General features: G+C 72.7%; 15 protein-coding genes, 1 tRNA gene and 1 pseudogene. 15 read left to right on the top strand and 2 right to left on the bottom strand.

All coding sequences use genetic code 11. From position 1 onward, the window contains the following. The first annotated feature begins 182 nt into the window (after positions 1-182). Together EDF28_RS15000 and EDF28_RS14995 are read left to right on the top strand one after the other, a co-directional pair. Positions 183-3,074 carry an Rne/Rng family ribonuclease gene (locus EDF28_RS15000; RefSeq protein WP_123938843.1) on the top strand — a complete coding sequence of 964 codons (2,892 nt, stop codon included), beginning with the start codon at positions 183-185 and terminating at the stop codon, positions 3,072-3,074. Between the two features lie 2 nt (positions 3,075-3,076). Further along, positions 3,077-3,997 carry a hypothetical protein gene (locus EDF28_RS14995; protein ID WP_123938842.1) on the top strand — a complete coding sequence of 307 codons (921 nt, stop codon included), beginning with the start codon at positions 3,077-3,079 and terminating at the stop codon, positions 3,995-3,997. Between the two features lie 449 nt (positions 3,998-4,446). On the opposite strand, the gene EDF28_RS14990 is transcribed toward EDF28_RS14995, so the two are convergent. Then, positions 4,447-4,719 (bottom strand): DUF4031 domain-containing protein, encoded by a 273-nt coding sequence (locus tag EDF28_RS14990; protein ID WP_123313478.1) that lies wholly within the window; start codon positions 4,717-4,719, stop codon positions 4,447-4,449. 179 nt (positions 4,720-4,898) lie between these two features. Between EDF28_RS14990 and rplU the strand changes: the two genes are divergently transcribed. The 7 genes from rplU (at position 4,899) to nadD (ending at position 10,469) form a co-directional block, all read left to right on the top strand. Next, positions 4,899-5,207, top strand: a complete 309-nt coding sequence (gene rplU / locus EDF28_RS14985; protein WP_111084536.1) for a 50S ribosomal protein L21 — start codon at positions 4,899-4,901, stop codon at positions 5,205-5,207. A 12-nt stretch (positions 5,208-5,219) separates the two neighbouring features. Continuing rightward, positions 5,220-5,471: a 50S ribosomal protein L27 gene (gene rpmA, locus EDF28_RS14980; protein ID WP_071257351.1), complete on the top strand. Its 252-nt coding sequence runs from the start codon at positions 5,220-5,222 to the stop codon at positions 5,469-5,471. Between the two features lie 158 nt (positions 5,472-5,629). Next, the gene (gene obgE, locus EDF28_RS14975) at positions 5,630-7,219 is read left to right on the top strand and encodes a GTPase ObgE (protein WP_123938841.1); all 1,590 of its coding nucleotides are present in this window, start codon (positions 5,630-5,632) and stop codon (positions 7,217-7,219) included. A gap of 7 nt (positions 7,220-7,226) precedes the next feature. Continuing rightward, a complete protein-coding gene (proB, locus tag EDF28_RS14970) occupies positions 7,227-8,045 on the top strand; it encodes a glutamate 5-kinase (RefSeq protein WP_228505024.1) in 819 nt (272 codons plus the stop codon). A gap of 306 nt (positions 8,046-8,351) precedes the next feature. Next, positions 8,352-9,617 carry a glutamate-5-semialdehyde dehydrogenase gene (locus EDF28_RS14965; protein WP_123938840.1) on the top strand — a complete coding sequence of 422 codons (1,266 nt, stop codon included), beginning with the start codon at positions 8,352-8,354 and terminating at the stop codon, positions 9,615-9,617. A 41-nt stretch (positions 9,618-9,658) separates the two neighbouring features. Further along, on the top strand, positions 9,659-9,859 hold the full coding sequence (locus EDF28_RS14960) for a hypothetical protein (RefSeq protein ID WP_123293955.1): 201 nt from the start codon (positions 9,659-9,661) through the stop codon (positions 9,857-9,859). Positions 9,860-9,869: 10 nt separating this feature from the next. Then, positions 9,870-10,469, top strand: a complete 600-nt coding sequence (nadD, locus tag EDF28_RS14955) for a nicotinate-nucleotide adenylyltransferase (protein ID WP_111084540.1) — start codon at positions 9,870-9,872, stop codon at positions 10,467-10,469. A 782-nt stretch (positions 10,470-11,251) separates the two neighbouring features. Here nadD and EDF28_RS19710 read toward each other — a convergent pair. Continuing rightward, positions 11,252-12,109 (bottom strand): annotated as a pseudogene (locus EDF28_RS19710) (hypothetical protein); the annotation flags it as partial. A 44-nt stretch (positions 12,110-12,153) separates the two neighbouring features. Here EDF28_RS19710 and rsfS point away from each other — a divergent pair. The 6 genes from rsfS (at position 12,154) to EDF28_RS14920 (ending at position 17,865) form a co-directional block, all read left to right on the top strand. Next, positions 12,154-12,528, top strand: a complete 375-nt coding sequence (gene rsfS / locus EDF28_RS14945; protein ID WP_111084542.1) for a ribosome silencing factor — start codon at positions 12,154-12,156, stop codon at positions 12,526-12,528. A 108-nt stretch (positions 12,529-12,636) separates the two neighbouring features. Then, positions 12,637-12,712, top strand: a tRNA-Ala gene (locus EDF28_RS14940). A gap of 78 nt (positions 12,713-12,790) precedes the next feature. Further along, the gene (locus tag EDF28_RS14935; protein ID WP_123938838.1) at positions 12,791-13,714 is read left to right on the top strand and encodes an aldose 1-epimerase family protein; all 924 of its coding nucleotides are present in this window, start codon (positions 12,791-12,793) and stop codon (positions 13,712-13,714) included. After that, a complete protein-coding gene (locus EDF28_RS14930; RefSeq protein WP_123938837.1) occupies positions 13,693-15,237 on the top strand; it encodes an anthranilate synthase component I family protein in 1,545 nt (514 codons plus the stop codon). Before EDF28_RS14935 ends, EDF28_RS14930 begins: the two co-directional genes overlap by 22 nt. A 66-nt stretch (positions 15,238-15,303) precedes the next feature. Continuing rightward, entirely contained in the window at positions 15,304-16,164 is an 861-nt protein-coding gene (locus EDF28_RS14925) for a hypothetical protein (protein ID WP_123938836.1), read from the top strand. Positions 16,165-16,236: 72 nt separating this feature from the next. Further along, entirely contained in the window at positions 16,237-17,865 is a 1,629-nt protein-coding gene (locus EDF28_RS14920) for a DNA polymerase Y family protein (protein ID WP_123938835.1), read from the top strand. The last annotated feature ends 18 nt before the right edge of the window (positions 17,866-17,883 follow it).

The following is a 17,883-nucleotide window of genomic DNA, read 5'->3' as shown; positions in this document are numbered from 1 at the left end:
TCACTCCGACGCCGAGCCGACCCGGGCCGGGTGCCCGGACCGGAACGGCAGCGGACGCAACGAGAAGTTGACGCAGACCGATCACGAAGACAGCGAGCGCGGGGCGTCGACGCCACCGCCACAACCAAAGAATTCCCGCCGCCTGACGAGGGTGCGAGTGGGGCCGAGGAGTGCGCCAGTCCATGGTGGAGCAGAACAACGACAACACGACCAACGACGAGAACGCCCCGAAGCGTCGGACCCGCCTGTTCGGCGGACGCCGCGCCCGGTCGTCCGGCCAGCAGGTCACGGCCGACGCCGTGCAGGTGCCGGCCGTCGACGAGCCCCTCGCGCTGACGGACGGGGCACCGGCGGACGGGGCACGGGCAGAAGCCGTGTCCGTCGCGGTCGAGGCCGTCTCCGCGCAGAGCGCCGAGCCGGACGACGTGAGCACGCTGACCGGCGACCTGCCGGTGGTCACGGCCGAGCCGACCGAGCCCGCAGCCGACGTGGCGGAGCCGAGTGGTGCCTCCCGTCCGACCGAGACCGAGCCGACGGCCGAGGCGAGCGAACCCGCCGCCCCAGCCGAGCCGTTCGTCCCGAAGGCGACGAGCACGCTCAGCCTGATCTTCCACGCCCCCGTCCTGCCGGAGCTGCCGCGCCGTGCCGCGCGGTACGAACGCGACGAGGACGACCGAGACGACCGCTACGACCGCTCCGACCGCTCCGAGCGATCCGAGCGCGAGGACCGGTTCGACCGCGATGACCGGTACGACTCCGAGGACCGCGAGGAGCAGGGCGGATCCCGCCGGCGCTCGCGTCGTCGGGGGAGCAGCGCCGACCGCGAGGCCCGTGCGCCGCGCGAGCCGCGCGACAACCAGGAGCCCCGCCGCCGCGAGCCCGAGCTCATCACCGAGCCGCAGCGCATCAAGGGCTCGACCCGGCTCGAGGCGAAGAAGCAGCGCCGTCGCGACGGCCGTGACGCCGGACGCCGCCGCCAGGTCGTGAGCGAGGACGAGTTCCTCGCCCGCCGCGAGAGCGTCGACCGCCAGATGATCGTGCGCTCCAGCTCGTCGACCATCGAGATCGGCGTGCTCGAGGACGGCATCCTCGCCGAGCACTACATCACCAAGTCCGAGAACGTGTCGCTGATCGGCAACGTGTACCTCGGCAAGGTGCAGAACGTACTGCCCTCGATGGAGGCCGCCTTCGTCGACATCGGCCGCGGCCGCAACGCCGTGCTGTACGCCGGCGAGGTCGACTGGAACTCGGTCGACACCAGCCACGGCCGTCGCATCGAGGCCGCGCTCAAGCCGGGCGACAAGGTCCTGGTGCAGGTCACGAAGGACCCCGTCGGCCACAAGGGTGCCCGTCTGACCAGCCAGGTCTCGCTGCCCGGTCGGTACCTGGTCTACGTGCCGAACGGCTCGATGAACGGGATCTCCCGCAAGCTGCCCGACACCGAGCGTGCGCGCCTGAAGAAGATCCTCAAGGAGGTCCTGCCGGAGCACGCGGGCGTCATCGTGCGCACCGCTGCCGAAGGTGCGACGGAGGAGCAGCTCACCCGCGACGTGCAGCGCCTGACCAGCCAGTGGGAGGCCATCCAGAAGAAGATCGCCGGTGGCCAGGCCCCGGTGATGTTGCACTCGGAGCCGGACCTGCTCGTCAAGATCGTGCGTGACGTCTTCAACGAGGACTTCACGAAGCTCATCATCGACGGCGAGGCCGCCGGCGGCACCATCGACGAGTACCTGTCGGCCGTCGCGCCCGACCTGAAGGACCGCGTCGTCCGCTACGAGGGCCCGGACTCCTTCGAGGAGTACCGCCTGAACGAGCAGATCGACAAGGCGCTCGACCGCAAGGTCTGGCTGCCCTCCGGTGGTTCGCTCGTCATCGACCGCACCGAGGCCATGACGGTCGTCGACGTCAACACGGGCAAGTTCGTCGGCTCCGGGGGCAACCTCGAGGAGACCGTCACGAAGAACAACCTCGAGGCCGCCGAGGAACTCGTCCGCCAGCTCCGCCTGCGCGACATCGGCGGCATCATCGTCGTCGACTTCATCGACATGGTGCTCGAGGAGAACCGCGACCTCGTGCTCCGTCGCCTGATCGAGTGCCTGAGCCGCGACCGCACGAAGCACCAGGTCGCCGAGGTCACCTCGCTCGGCCTCGTGCAGATGACCCGCAAGAAAATCGGCGTCGGCCTGCGCGAGTCGCTCGACGAGGTCAACGCGAAGGTCAACGACAACAACGCCGACCCTGGCCCGAGCAAGGGGCGTCGCAAGGGACGCAGCGGTGCCGGTGGCAACGGCAGCAACGGCAACGGTGGCAACGGGCACGGCAACGGCGGGGGCAACTCCGGCGGTGGCTCGGGTTCCGGTTCGTCGAACGGGCAGTCGAGCCAGGCGCACCAGATCACCGACGACGTGAAGAGTGCGCTGTCGCGGATCGCCGCCTCGACGATCCCGCACGAGGACTCACCGGCATCGCCGACCTCGGCGGAGGCACCGACCTCGGCCGACGTCCCCGCGGCGACGTCCGCGTCCGACGACTCCGGAGCGGGCGAACAGCCCACCGGGTCGAAGCGTCGGCGCCGTGGCGGCCGTGGTGGACGGAGCGGTGAGCAGTCGAACGCTGCCGCGACCGAGGCCACCGAGGTCGCCGAGTCGGCGCCCGTCGCAGTCGAGGCGGAGGCCGCTGTCGAGCCGAAGCAGGCCGAGCCGAAGCGCGACCAGCCGAAGCAGGCTGCGCCGAAGCAGGCGGTCGCCGAGGCTGCTGCTCCTGCCGCCGAGCCGAAGGCCAAGGCCCCGGCCCGCCGTCGGGTCAGCTCCAGCGCGACGGTGACCCCGACCGACAACACGGTCGCGATCCTGGACATCCCGCTCAACGCCGCCCCGAAGCGCGAGCCGCGTCAGGTCGCCCCGGACGCCGAGTCGCTGTTGGACTCCGTGCTCCAGGCGCTGCCCGAGCCGAAGCAGCCGGGTCAGGGCCGTTCGCGGTCCCGCCGGGTGTCGTCGCCGAGCATCAGTGCCCCGGCCACGACCGAGGGTGCAGCCGGCGAGGACACCGACGGCTCCGTCATCCTGGGGAACTGAGCGTGACGAACCCCGGTGACCCGCAGCAGGATCGTGGGTACTACGGTGCGGGCTGGCAGCAGCCCGCACCTCCCGGACCCGGGGGAGCCGGCGGTTCCGCGCCGCCGTACGGCGGGCAGCCTGGCGGGCAGCCGCCGCACGGCGTCCAGCCCGCTGCCGGGGTGCCCTACGCCCCGCCGCGACCGCCGCGTGCACCGGCTGATCCACGTCGGGCCTTCGCGCCAGGCGCCTCGGTGAACAACACCGCCGGGGCGCTCATCGCCGTGGTGTCCCTCGTGCTGGTCGAGTTCGTGTCCGGCATCGTCGGGCTCATCGGGACGTCGCTCGTCGTCAGCCCGTTCGCGCACTACGGCGCGGGTGCAAGCCTGGTCGGCAGCTTCATCGCCTCGGTGTTCCTGGCGCCGTTCCCGTTCTACGCGGGGGCGTTCCTGGCGCTGGCGTTCCTGACGCCGATCGCCCGCCGCAGCCCGCTGCCGACCGTGCTGCTCCGCGCCGTGCTCGCCGGGGCTGCCGGGACGATCGCCCTCGCGCTCGTCGGTGTCTTCACGGGGGCGTTCGGCGCGATCACCTCGGGCGGTTCCCGACTCGTGATCGACGTCGTCACGAACCCGCTCCGCAACGGCGTGCCGTTCACGGTGATGCTCCTGGCGAGCGCGACCGCGGCGTGGCTGTGGCTCGGGCGCCCGCGACGGAACCGTGGCGCAGCGCCGACGTCCGGCCTGCCGGGGACGGTGCGGCCTGCCGACGCCGTCCCGCCCGCGACCGTGCAGCCGGGGCCGCAGCAGCCGCAACAGGGCCCGTACGGACAGGGTCTGGTCCAGCCGGACCCCCACGGGCAGTACGGCGGCCAGTACGGCGCACAGCCCCGTCCGGACCAGCAGCAGCCGCCGGCAGCCCCCTGGGGCGGTCCAGCGCCGCGCTGACCTCGCTTCGTCGCTCGTGCGGTCGTGTGGGCGGTCGTGTGGGCGCTGCACGGTGCGAGGTTGACCACATCGTGCGGCCTTCGTACCTCGCACCGTGTGGCCAACCTCGCACCGTGCGCACGTGCCCGAGCCGCGACCGCGGTCCTGCGCGGTGCGGCGTCCGCCTGTCGCTGCACCGTGCGAGGTTCACCGGGCGGTGCAGCGGCCGCGGCACGGTGCGAGCCTCTGGCGACGCACCGTGCCGCTGACCTCGCACGCTGTGGGCAACCTCGCACGGTGCGCACGTGCCCGAGACGCGGCCGCGCACCATGCGACAGGACGGACGTGGCGGGGGTGCGCCGGGCCTCCCGTCCGCACCGTGCGCGGTTGCAGGCACCGTGCGAGCCGGCGTGCCCCGCACCGAGTCCAGAACCTCGCACCGTGCGTGCCGGACGCACGTGCGCGGCGCGTCAGTGGGCGCGCTTGTCGCGCTGCGCCACACGCAGGCCGCTGCGGATGAGCCGCAGCACGAGCTCCCGACCGGACACCGCAGAGGCCCCCGCGGCGACCAGTTCGTCGTACTTCGCGAGCGGCACGTCGTAGTGGTCGTGGTCGAACGCACGACGCGGCACACCGGCGCGTGCAGCGAACGCGTGGAGTTCCGCGTAGGATTCATCACTGACGAGGTGCGACCACAGAGTGTCGTGAGCGGGCCACGTCGGTGGGTCGATCAACACGGTCACCGTGCAATCGTACGTGTGTCGCCGTTTGACCGGACCCATGGGGATCGAGTATTCTCGATCCCTGGTGTCAGCGGGCCGTTCTGCCTGCGTCGCCGATCGGGCCCGGCCTTCCGGGAGCCGCTCGTGCAGAAGTGGGCACCCGAGACTTCCCTCAAGCAGAGTTACGTAAGGATTTCCACGTGGTTTACGCAGTAGTGCGCGCCGGCGGCCGTCAGGAAAAGGTCGAGGTCGGCACCATCCTGACCGTCGACCGTGTCAAGGCGGACGACAAGGGCAACATCGACCTCGCCCCCGTGCTCCTCGTTGACGGTGACAAGATCACGTCGGCGGCTTCCGAGCTCGTCAACGTGACCGTCACCGCCGAGGTGCTCGACGACCTGCGCGGTCCGAAGGTCATCATCCAGAAGTTCAAGAACAAGACCGGGTACAAGAAGCGCCAGGGTTTCCGCGCTGAACTGACCCGCGTCAAGATCACCAAGATCGCGTAAGGGAGTCAGCTCATGGCACACAAGAAGGGTGCGAGTTCCACTCGCAACGGTCGTGACTCGAACGCACAGCGCCTCGGCGTGAAGCGCTTCGGTGGCGAGGTCGTCAACGCCGGCGAGATCATCATCCGCCAGCGTGGCACCCACTTCCACCCGGGCGCCAACGTCGGCCGCGGTGGCGACGACACGCTGTTCGCCCTCTCGGCCGGTTCGGTCGAGTTCGGCACCAAGGGTGGCCGCAAGGTCATCAACATCGTCAACGCGTAGTCGCGACGATCAGCTTCAGCGGGAGGGGCGGGCCGAGTGCCCGCCCCTCCTTCGCTTTTCCCGCCGACGGATCACGTCGGCACAACGCGCCGACGGATCACGTCGGCACAACGCGCTGACGGATCACGTCGGCGCAACGATCTTCCAGGAGTGGAACCATGGCGACCTTCGTCGACCGCGTGACCCTGCACCTCAGCGCGGGGAAGGGCGGCAACGGTTGCGTCTCGGTCCGCCGTGAGAAGTTCAAGCCCCTCGCCGGGCCCGACGGCGGCAACGGCGGTGACGGCGGCGACATCGTGCTCGTGGCCGACCCGCAGGTCACCACGTTGCTCGGCTACCACCGCTCCCCGCACCGTTCGTCCAAGAACGGGCAGCCGGGCATGGGCGACCACCGCAGCGGCGTCAGCGGCGAGGTCCAGGAGCTCCCGCTCCCGATCGGCACCGTCGTGTACGACGAGGCCGGCGAGGTCATCGCCGACCTGACCGAGCCCGGCATGCGCGTCGTCGTGGCTCCCGGTGGCCAGGGCGGCCTCGGCAACGCGGCGCTCTCCACCACCAAGCGCAAGGCCCCCGGCTTCGCGCTCCTCGGCACCGAGGGTTGGGCGGGTGACATCAGCCTCGAGCTGAAGACCATCGCCGACGTCGCCCTCGTCGGGTTCCCGAGTGCCGGCAAGTCCTCGCTCATCGCCGCGATCTCGGCCGCGAAGCCGAAGATCGCCGACTACCCCTTCACCACGCTCACCCCGAACCTCGGCGTCGTCGAGTCGGGCGAGAGCCGCTTCACGGTCGCGGACGTCCCCGGGCTGATCGAGGGCGCGTCCGAGGGCAAGGGCCTCGGCCTCGAGTTCCTGCGGCACGTCGAGCGCTGCGAAGCCCTGCTGCACGTCATCGACTGCGCGACGATGGACCCGGGCCGCGACCCGATCAGCGACCTCGACGTCATCCTCGGCGAGCTCGAGCGCTACCCGGTCCCCGAGGGCCAGGTGCCGCTGCTCGAGCGTCCGCAGCTCATCGCGCTCAACAAGATCGACGTGCCGGACGCCGCCGAGCTCGCCGAGTTCGTCACCGCCGAGCTCGAGGGCCGCGGCTACCGCGTGTTCCCGATCTCCACGGCGTCGCACAAGGGTCTGCGTGAGCTGACCTTCGCGTTGGCCGAGGTCGTCGAGCAGGGTCGTGCCAAGCGCGCGGCCGAGCCCGTCGTCGAGCGCATCGTCATCCGCCCCCGTGCCGTCAACGACCAGGGCTTCACGGTCCGTGCCGAGGGCGGCGAGGAGCACCGCTTCTTCCGCGTCCGCGGCGCGAAGCCGGAGCGCTGGATCCAGCAGACCGACTTCACCAACGAAGAGGCGATCGGCTTCCTGGCCGATCGGCTCGCGAAGCTCGGCGTCGAGGACGGCTTGTTCAAGGCCGGCGCGGTCGCCGGTTCGACCGTCGTGATCGGTGGCGACGGCGGCATGGTCTTCGACTGGGAGCCGACGCTCACGTCCACCGCGGAGCTCATCACGAGCGCGCGCGGGACCGACGCCCGCATCGGTGCGACCTCGCGTCCGACCCGCAACGAGCGGCGCGAGGAGTACTTCGAGCGGATGGACGCCAAGGCGGCCGCCCGTGCCGAGCTCGAGCAGGAGCGTGTCTCCGGCCTCTGGGTGAACGACGAGGTCGTCACCAGCGACGACCTCGAGACCGGCGACCCCGAGACCGGCGGAGTCGAGGCCGGCGACTTCGAGACCAGCGACCAGAAGGACTGACCGCGGCATGACCGACACGACCGCCCGCACCGACCTCGGACCCGTCACCCGGCGAGAGGACATCCCGCGTGCGCGGCGGATCGTGGTCAAGGTCGGCTCGTCCTCGGTCAGCGGTGACGCCGCCGGCCAGATCGGTCCGCTGGTGGACGCCCTGGCCAGCGCCTACGGCCGTGGCACCGAGGTCGTGCTCGTGTCGTCCGGTGCGATCGCGACCGGGTTCCCGTTCCTCGGGCTCGAGGGCCGTCCCGACGACCTCGCCACGCAGCAGGCGGCGGCGGCCACCGGCCAGAACGTCCTGATGTTCCGGTACCAGAAGGAACTCGACCGGCACCGGGTCGTCGCGGCGCAGATCCTGCTGACCGCCGGCGACCTGCAGAACCCCACGCACCGGGTCAACGCGCAGCGCGCCATCGACCGGCTGCTCGCCCTGCGGGTGCTGCCGATCGTGAACGAGAACGACACGGTCGCCACGCACGAGATCCGCTTCGGTGACAACGACCGGCTCGCCGCCCTGGTGGCGCGGCTGCTCGGTGCCGACGCCCTGGTGCTGCTGTCCGACGTCGAGGCCCTGTACACGAAGCCGCCGGAGCAGCCCGGCGCCGAGCGCATCGACGAGGTACCGTTCGGCGACGAGCTCGCCGGCGTCACCTTCGGCTCCGTCGGCAAGTCCGGCGTGGGGACCGGGGGAGCAGGCACCAAGGTCGCGGCTGCACGGCTCGCGGCCGAGGCAGGCACGTCGGTCCTGGTGACCGCCACGGCCCTCGTCGACCGCGCCCTGTCGGGCGAGCACGTCGGCACCTGGTTCCACGCCGCGCCGCGTCCCTGACACGGGGTCGCGGAGCGACGGTCGGCGACCCGCTCGCGTGGCGCAGGACGACGTGTCGTGACCGGTCGGCGTGGTGAACGCGACCGCCTGGAGGCCCGGCGCGGGTCCCGGGGACCGGTGCCGGGCCTCCAGGCGGTCACGACGCACCGACGGACCGTGTCGAACGGTCGTGACCGGTCGACGGGGTCGGCGCGGAGCGACGCGGTGCGACCGCTCGGCGGTCGTGGTGCAACGTGTCGTGACCGGTCGGCCGGCGAGACGGCGTCAGGCCCGTCACGGGCCGACGAGCGGACCTAGAATCGGTCCATGTCGTCGATCGCGCCCGCCCCGACCCTGACCGACACGCTCGTGGCTGCCCGCACCGCCTCGTCGGCGCTGGCGACCGCGACGACGGCGGTCAAGGACGCCGCCCTGGTGGCGATCGCCGCCGGGGTCCGCGCCGCCACCGACGAGATCGTCGCCGCGAACCACGGTGACCTGGTGGCGGGCGAGGAGAGCGGCCTGTCCTCCGGTCTCGTCGACCGACTCCGGCTCGACCCCGCCCGCATCGAGGCGCTGGCCACCGCGGTCGAGGACGTCGTCGGCCTGCAGGACCCGGTGGGGGAGCACCTGCGGGGCTCGTCGCTGCCGAACGGCCTGCAGCTCACCCAGGTGCGGGTGCCGTTCGGGGTCGTCGGCGCCATCTACGAGGCACGACCGAACGTCACGGTCGACATCGCCTCGCTCGCGCTGAAGTCCGGCAACGCGGTCGTGCTCCGCGGGGGGTCGGCGGCCCAGCGGACGAACGCCGTGCTCGTGGCCCGCATCCAGGACGCCGTCGAGTCGGTCGGCCTGCCGCGCGAGCTCGTGCAGACCATCGACGAGTTCGGCCGTGCCGGCGCCACCGAGCTCATGCGCGCCCGCGGCCTGGTCGACGTGCTCATCCCGCGCGGCAGCGCCTCGCTCATCCAGACCGTCGTCACCGAGTCGCAGGTCCCCGTGATCGAGACCGGTGCCGGCGTGGTGCACGTGTTCCTCGACGCGTCGGCCCCCGAGCAGCGCGCCGTCGACATCGTCCTGAACAGCAAGGTGCAGCGGCCGAGCGTCTGCAACGCCCTCGAGACCCTCCTGGTGCACGAGCAGGCGGCCGAGCGGCTGCTGCCCGTGCTCGCGGACCGGCTCCGTGCCTCCGGTGTCACGCTGCGTGGCGACGACGCCACGCGGGCGATCGTGCCGGGCGTGCTGCGCGCCACCGACGAGGACTGGGCGACCGAGTCGATGGACCTCGACCTGTCCATCCGCGTCGTGCCGGACGTCGACGCCGCGATGGCGCACATCGCGCGCTGGTCCACCCACCACACCGAGTCGATCGTCACGAACGACGTCGACACGGCCGAACGGTTCCTGGCGACGGTCGACTCGGCGGTCGTGATGGTGAACGCGTCGACGCGCTTCACCGACGGCGGGGAGTTCGGCTTCGGCGCCGAGGTGGGCATCTCGACGCAGAAGCTGCACGCGCGTGGCCCGATGGGGCTGCCGGAGCTCACGAGCACCAAGTGGATCGTGCGCGGGAACGGCCAGATCCGCGGCTAGACTGAACGGCGTCTTTCCCCGACCGAACGGAGCACCGAACGATGACCTTCCTCGCAGAAGCTGCGGAGCACGCCTCCGGGGCCCCGGCGTTCGTGTTCCCGCTCGTCGGCGCGCTGTTCTTCATCTTCCTGGGCTTCGTCACCTGGAGCTTCCGCGACGTGGCTTACCGCCACTCGCAGAAGTTCGAGGCCACCCGCCACCACGAGACGGGTGTCGACGAGTTCGGTCACACCAAGAGCTGATCTGCACCCGATGCTCGAGAGCACCGGACGACCGCGCATCGGGGTGATGGGCGGCACGTTCGACCCCATCCACCACGGTCACCTCGTCGCGGCGTCCGAGGTCGCTCGGGCGTTCGACCTGGACGAGGTCGTGTTCGTCCCCACCGGTCAGCCGTACATGAAGTCCGGCGTCACGGATGCCGAGCACCGCTACCTGATGACGGTCATCGCGACCGCGTCCAACCCGATGTTCACGGTGAGCCGCGTCGACATCGACCGCCCCGGCCCGACGTACACGGTCGACACGCTCCGCGACCTGCACGAACAGCGGCCCGACGCGCAGCTCGTCTTCATCTCGGGCGCAGACGCCGTTCAGCAGATTGTCGACTGGAAAGACCATGATGGTCTTTGGGACCTCGCGCACTTCGTCGCCGTGACGCGTCCGGGACACGACCTGAGCATCAGCGGACTCCCCGAGCGAGACGTAAGCTTGCTCGAAGTCCCCGCACTGGCCATCTCGTCGACCGACTGCCGCGACCGGGTGAGACGTGGTTCCCCCGTCTGGTACCTGGTCCCCGACGGGGTCGTCCAGTACATCTCCAAGCACCACCTGTATCGGAGCGTTGCATGAGTTCGTCCGACGCGCAGCCGCCCCTGTCGCGGCGCCAGGCGCGCGAGCGGGAGCGTGCCGCAGCAGCCGGTTCGCAGCCCGCGACGCCGCCGCCGACCGTCGCCGCACCCGCCGAGTCGACGGAACCCCGTCCTCGGCCCGGTTCGCACGTGGCACCCGCTCCCGGCGGTCCGGCCCAGTCCTCCGCTCCGGCGTCCGCCGCGACGGGCACGTCGGCACCGACGGGCACGCCGGCACCGACGGGCACGCCGGCCTCGGCGCCCTCCGTGCCGGTGACCTCCGTCCCTGCAGCCGGGGTGTCGCCGTTCCCGCCCGCCTCGGCGACCGAGATCGTGCCCGGCAGCGGTGGTCTGACCCGCCGCCAGATCCGCCAGCAGCGCGCCGCCGAGAACCAGGCGGTCCTGCCGGTCCCGCTGCAGAACCCCACGCCGCAGTCCTCCGACCGCACCGTCGAGGACGTCCTCGGCTCGGTCGACACCATCGAGCCGACCTCGGCCCCGCGCGCCGCGGACGAGCCGTCCGGTTCCGAGACCCCCACGGTGCTCGACGAGGCAGCGGTCGCCCAGGCCACCGAGGCGGACGGGTCGCCCGACGCCATCGAGCCGCTCGACGAAGCAGCTGCGCACGCCGAGGAGCCCCGGCGCCACCGGTCGACCTGGTCGCCGCCCGCCGACGACGCTTCCGAAGCACAGCCCGAAGCCGGGGCCGCGGACGAGGCTCCCGCAGGGACGTCCAGCGACCAGACGGGCACCGACGAGACGGGCACCGACGAGACGGGCACCGACGAGACGGGCACCGACGAGACGGGTGCCGACGAGACGGGTGCCGACGAGACGCAGGCCGACGCCGTCGCACCGGTCGACGTCGCTGCGCCCGAGCACCCCTCGGCCACGCCGCTCCCGGGGATCCCGGACGGTGCTCCGTCGACCCCGGCGGTGTTCCCGTTGTCCCTCGACCCCGAGGACGACGACACCAACGAGGTCCCGATCCCGGAGCCCGCACGGACCGAGCCCCCGAAGGTCCCCGCGTCCTTCCAGCGGCCGGCCGAGCCGAAGCCGATGACGACGGCCTTCGAGCCGCCCGTCGGGCACTGGTCGCAGCAGGCGCACGGCTCGAACGACGCCGAGGTGCACGACGACTCGACCGGCACCCGCCGGATCGCGGTGACCGACACCAATGCGATCATCCTGCCGAACTCGGCCCTCGCCGACCCGACCGGGGCACTGAACGCGACGGGCGAGGTGATCCTCACCGGGTCCATCGACCTGCCCGCGTCGTTGTCCTCGACGGGGTCGCACCGACCGATCGACGGTGCCGAGGTCGACCGCTTGCTCGAGCAGCACGACGAGCAGCCGGAGACCGACGCCAGCCCGGTGCGCGCCAGCCGCGCGGTGTCCAGCCACACCTCGACCCGCCAGGTCGTCCTCGCCGCCGCGAAGCCGAAGGAGTCGCGCACGCCGCTCATCCTCGGCGTCACGGTCGGCGCCGTCGGTGTCGCCGCTGCCGCGGTCATCATCGTCGCGCTCGTCACGACCCACACCTTCGGCGGCTGACGCCCCGACCCGAACCACCGATCCCGACACCCGCGTCGGCCGCGGCCTGGCCGTGCGTCGGCGGGGTGGCTTATGATCGTGACCCATCAAGCGATCCGGCTCCCTGCCGGGTCGACGACCGGAAGGAATCCGTGACCGCCTCCACTCGCGCACTGGAACTCGTGCAGGCCGCCGCTCTCGCGGCGGACGCCAAGCAGGCCGAGGACCTCGTCGCGCTCGATGTGACCGGGCCGTTGCAGCTCACGGACGTGTTCCTGCTCGCAACCGGTCGGAACGAGCGCAACGTGCAGTCCATCGCCGATGCGGTCGAGGAGCGCCTCCTCGAGCTCGGCGCCAAGACCCTCCGCCGCGAAGGCCGGAGCGAGGGCCGCTGGGTCCTCATCGACGTCGGCGACATCGTGGTGCACGTCTTCCACGACGAGGACCGTCAGTACTACTCGCTCGAGCGGCTCTGGGCAGACTGCCCGACCATCCCGCTCGAGCTCCCGGTGGACCACACCGCCTGATCAGCGACGCGCCCGGGTGACGGCTTCGATTTCGTTGCCCGGCGTTCGCATGGTGTACGCTTCTATGGTGCCTCCGGGGAACCGGTCGGCACGGAAGCAACACAATCTGGGTCTGTGGCGCAGCTGGTAGCGCACCTGCATGGCATGCAGGGGGTCAGGGGTTCGAGTCCCCTCAGATCCACCAACAACCCCCGTCGTTCCCCGGAACGACGGGGGTTTCCTCGTGGTGCGGGTGGCCGCACGTGCCCGATACGCTGAGCGCATGAGCAACGATGCGCCGCTGTCCGGAACCCCGCTGACGATCTCCGCCGCCGGGTACACGGCCGACATCGCCACGGTCGGTGCGACGCTGCGGACCCTGCGGCACGAGGGTCGCGACCTGATCGTGCCGTTCGCCGCCGACGAGGTCCGACCGGCGTTCCGCGGTGCCGTCCTCGCTCCGTGGCCGAACCGCGTCGTCGACGGCGAGTACTCGTTCGGCGGTGTCGACCACGAGCTCGCGCTCACCGAACCGGCACGGCACCACGCCCTGCACGGGCTGGTCGCCTGGACCGACTTCCGGGTCGAGGCGCAGGAGTCCGACCGCGTGGTGCTCGCCACCACCGTGCAGGCCCAGGCTGGCTACCCGTACCGCGTCGAGGTCCTGGTCGAGTACCGGCTGGACGACGCCGGGCTGCACACGACGATCACCGGCACGAACTCCGGCGCGGACGACGCCCCGTGGGGGACCGGCCCGCACCCGTACCTGGTCGCCGGCGCCGGCACGGTCGACGACTGGACCCTCACCCTGCCCGCGGCCGAGGTGCTCGAGGTCACGCCGGACCGGCTGATCCCGACCGACCTGGTCCCCGTGCACGACGAGTTCGACCTGCGCACCGCCACACGCATCGGCGATCGGTTCATCGACCACGCCTTCACCGGCTTCGACCGCGACGCCGACGGGGTCGCGACCATCGCCCTGACCGCGGCGGACGGCCGGGGTGTCCGCGCGGCCTTCGGTCCGGAGTGCCCGTGGGTGCAGGTGCACACGGCCGACCACGTCGTCCCCGAGTACCACCGCGCCGGGCTGGCGGTCGAGCCGATGACGTGCGCCCCGGACGCCTTCAACGACGGTGTCGACCGCGGTCTCGTGGTGCTCGCCGCCGGTGCGTCCCACGCCGCCGCATGGACGATCTCCGCGATCTGACCGGTCCGTCGGCCGGCGCCCGCATCGAGGTCCGCCGGCTCGATCCGGTCCCCGACCTCGGCGCGCTGGCCGCCGCGGTCGAGGGCGACCTGGTGTGGCTCGACTCCGCGCTGCCGGACGGCGCACCCGACGCCGCTCGACCACGGGCGCGATGGTCGGTGCTGACGTGGGCGGACGGGCCGTTCCGTGCCCGGTTCCGCCACCAGGACCGGCAGGCGTCCGTCGAGGTCGCCGCGCCCGCTGCCGGCTGGTTCGGCTCGTCGTCCTCCGACGACCGTCCGGCCTTCACCGTGCTGGCCGACCTCCTCGCGCGGACGCCGCAGCTGCCCGAGCCGATCGCCGGCTGCGGCTTCGCGCTCGGCTGGGTCGGGTTCCTCGGGTACGAGCTCGGTCGCGAGTCCGGCGGCCCGGACCGCACCGCCGACGGCCACGCCGACGCCGACCTGCGGTTCGTGGACCGCGCCGTGGTCGTCGACCACACCGGTGGCGCCTGGGCGCTGACGCTCGTCGCCGACGCGGAACCGGCGGCCAGCGCGCAGAACCGGGCGTGGCTCGAGACGGTGACCGGGTCGCCGTCGCCGGCCGACGTGGCGGACGCGGCCACGGGCCTCCCGGCCGGGGTGTCGTCAGCGGCCGGACGCACGTCGCGAGCCGACCACGAACGCGCCGTCGACGCGTGCCGCGCCGAGATCCGCGAGGGCAACGCGTTCCAGGTCTGTCTCACCACCTCCTTCTCCGTGCCGGGCGGGGGCCGGGAGGCCCGGGTCGGCCCCGGCACGGACCCGCACCTGGATGAGTACCTCCAGATGCGGGCGTCGGACCCCGTCCCGTTCGGTGCGTACCTGCGGCTCGGCCCGCTACGCGTGGCGAGCCGGTCGCCGGAGCGGTTCCTGCGGATCGCCGCGGACCGCACCGTGCTGGCGGAACCGATCAAGGGCACGCGGCGACGACTCGCCGACGCTGCCGCCGACGCGGCCGTGCGGGACGAACTCGCGGTGAGCGCCAAGGACCGTGCCGAGAACGTGATGATCGTGGACCTGCTGCGGAACGACCTGCTGCGGACGGCGATCCCCGGGTCGGTGCACGTCGAACGGCTGTGCGCGGTCGAGACCTACGCGAGCGTGCACCAGATGGTGTCGACGATCGGTGCCGTGCTGCCGTCGGGGACGTCGCCGGCGGACGTGGTGCGGGCGGCGTTCCCACCCGGGTCGATGACCGGCGCGCCGAAGATCAGTGCGATGGCGATCGCCGACCGGCTCGAGGGCGCGCCGCGCGGGGTGTACTCGGGGGTGATCGGGTACTTCTCGGCGAGCGGGGCGGTCGACCTGTCGGTGGTCATCCGGACACTGGTGACGGTGGTGGACGCCTCGGGCGGCGGGGTGGGTCCGGTCGAGGTCCGGTCGCGGACGCTCGGGGCCGGGGGAGCGGTGACCTGGTCGTCGGTGGCGGTGGACGAGGCGGACGAGGTCGTGACGAAGACGCGGTCCGTGCTCGGCGCGGTGGGAGCGGTGGCGACGTGGTGAGCTGACCGAACACGCGTTCGACCCGATTGTCCACGGATGTCGGACGCGATTGACATCATCGAACACATGTTCGAATATGAGGGCATGCAGACGGCGGCGGCACTCCGGTCGCCCGGCCCGGACCGGGTCGGGCGGGGCGGTGCTGCGCGCGGGGGTTCGGGTGCTGCGCGCGCGGGCGCAGGTGCTGCGCGTGGGGGCGGCGCGGGCGCTGCGGACCACCTCGGTGACGCCCGGGCGGCGCTCGACCGCATCACGTCCCTGCGGTCCCGGGTCACCGACATGGAGTCCACCCGTGTCGACACCGCTGGGCTCCCGACCGCCTCCGCTCTCGAACCCCTGCTGCCCGGCGGTGCGATCCGGGTCGGCGGCACCTACGCCGTCCCCGAGTCGGTGCTGCTCGCGATCACCATGCTGCAGGCGGCCTCGGCGTCCGGTGCGTGGTGCGCGGTCGTCGGGGTGCCGTCCTTCGGGATCGAGGCCGCGGCCGCCGCGGGGATCGACCTCGAGCGGCTCGTGCTCGTCCCCGATCCGGGCGACCAGTGGCTCGCGGTGACCGCGGCGATGGCGGACGTCGCCCAGATCGTGCTCACCCGACCGCTCGGGCGGGTCGTGCCGGGTGACGTCGCCCGGCTGTCTGCACGGCTCCGGCAACGCGGCGGTGCCCTCGTCGCGCTCGGGTCCTGGCCCGGTGCCGACGTCACGCTGCGGATCACGTCGTCGGTGTGGAGCGGCATCGGGCAGGGCCACGGGCACCTGACCGAGCGTCGTGCCACCGTGACGGCGACCGGCCGTGCGGGTGCGGTGCGCCCCACGAGCGCCGAACTGCTCCTGCCCGCGGCCGACGGCACGGTCCGGACGGCGACCCCCGTGCCGTCGGTGGGGTCCGGCGACACCCGGGTGCTGCGGCCCGTGGCGGTGGCGTCGTGATCGCCGGGGTGCTGCGGCCCGTGGCGGTGGCGTCGTGATCGCCGGGGTGCTGCTGGGCGTGGCGGTGGCGTCGTGATCGCGCCGGGGCGTGTCCGTGCCGACGCGATCGCCCGCGGCGGAGCGCTGCCCGAGCCACCGCCGACCCGCACCATCGTGCTCTGGTGTCCGGACTGGCCGGTGATCGCGGCGGCCCGCGCGGCCGGGGCACCGCCGGAGCAACCCTTCGCCGTGGTCGCGAAGGGCCTGGTGTTCGCGAGCTCCGCGTCCGCACGGCAGCACGGCGTCGTCCGGGGCCTCCGGGTGCGCGAGGCACAGGCGCGCTGTCCGGAGCTCGTCGTGCACCCCTACGACGACGCCCTCGACCACCGCGCGTTCGAACCCGTCATCCGCGCGGTCGAGGCGGCCGTCCCCGGGGTCGAGGTACTGCGGCCCGGCACCCTCGCCCTGCGTGCCCGGGGGCCGGCGCGGTACTACGGCGGCGAGCGGGCGGCCGCGGCGACCCTGGCGGGGATCGCGGCCGACCACGGCGCCCCGGCGGTGCGGGCCGGTGTGGCGGACACCCCGTTCGCGGCGGAGCAGGCGGCACGGGCCCGGCCGGTGCGTCCCGGCGAACGGGTACGGATCGTGCCGGTCTCCGGCTCGTCGGACTTCCTGGCGGCCCTGCCCCTCGGTGTGCTCGGCGACCCCGAGCTCGCGACGGTGCTCGACCGGCTCGGCATCACCACGCTGGGCGATTTCGCGTCGCTCAGTGACGAGCAGGTCCGCGACCGGTTCGGGGTCGCCGGGGCGTTCCTGCACCGGCTGGCGGGCGGACGCGACCCGCGGGAGATCTCGGCACGCGCGATCCCGCCCGAGCTCCGGATCGAGGCCGCCTTCGAGCCCCCGCTCGACCGTGCCGACCAGATCGCGTTCGCGTTCCGGCGCTCCGCCGATGACTTCGCCGCACGCCTCCGCGCCGCGGGGCTGGTCGCGACGACCATCCGGGTGGGGATCGTCGACGAGCGGGACATCCTGCTCGAACGCACGTGGGCGCACCCCCGGTGGTTCGACGCCGCCGACGTCGTCGACCGGGTGCGGTGGCAGCTCGCCGGCGGGGTCGACCCGACCGGGCTCGAGGCCCCCGTCATCTCGGTCGTGCTCGAGCCGGTCGCCGTCGACGACATGGCGAACCACGAACGCGGACTCTGGGGCTCCGGACCGGACGAGCGCGTGCACCACGGGCTGGCCCGGATCCAGGGCATGGTCGGGCACGACGGGGTGGTGAGCCCGCGGGTCGGTGGTGGCCGGACCCTGTCCGAGCGGGTGGTGCTCGTGCCGTGGGGTGACGCCCCACCCGGCGGCGAGCGTGCCCTGGCCACCGTGCGCGACCGACCGTGGCCCGGCAAACTGCCCGGCCCGCCGCCCGCCACGGTGCTCGAGCGTCCCCGGCCGGTCGACGTGGTCTCCGGCGACGGCGCGAGCGTCGACGTCGACGACCGCGGCGTGCTGTCCGGCGCACCCGAACGCTTCCGCGCCGAGGGGGACCGGGGCGGCGGGTTCGCACCCGTCACGGCCTGGGCGGGCCCCTGGCCGCTCGTCGTGCGGTGGTGGGAGTCCGGCGGTCGACGACTGCACCGACTGCAGCTCGTCGACGCCGAGGGCCGTGCCTGGTACCTGGTGCTGGCCGACCACCGCTGGTGGGCGGAGGCGATCGCCACGTGAACCGATCCAGGAGCAGGA

It is taken from the genome of Curtobacterium sp. PhB137 (assembly GCF_003814955.1).
GTDB lineage: Bacteria > Actinomycetota > Actinomycetes > Actinomycetales > Microbacteriaceae > Curtobacterium.
The sequence above is the reverse complement of the archived record's forward strand: the minus strand, read 5'-3'. Positions and strand labels throughout refer to the sequence as shown.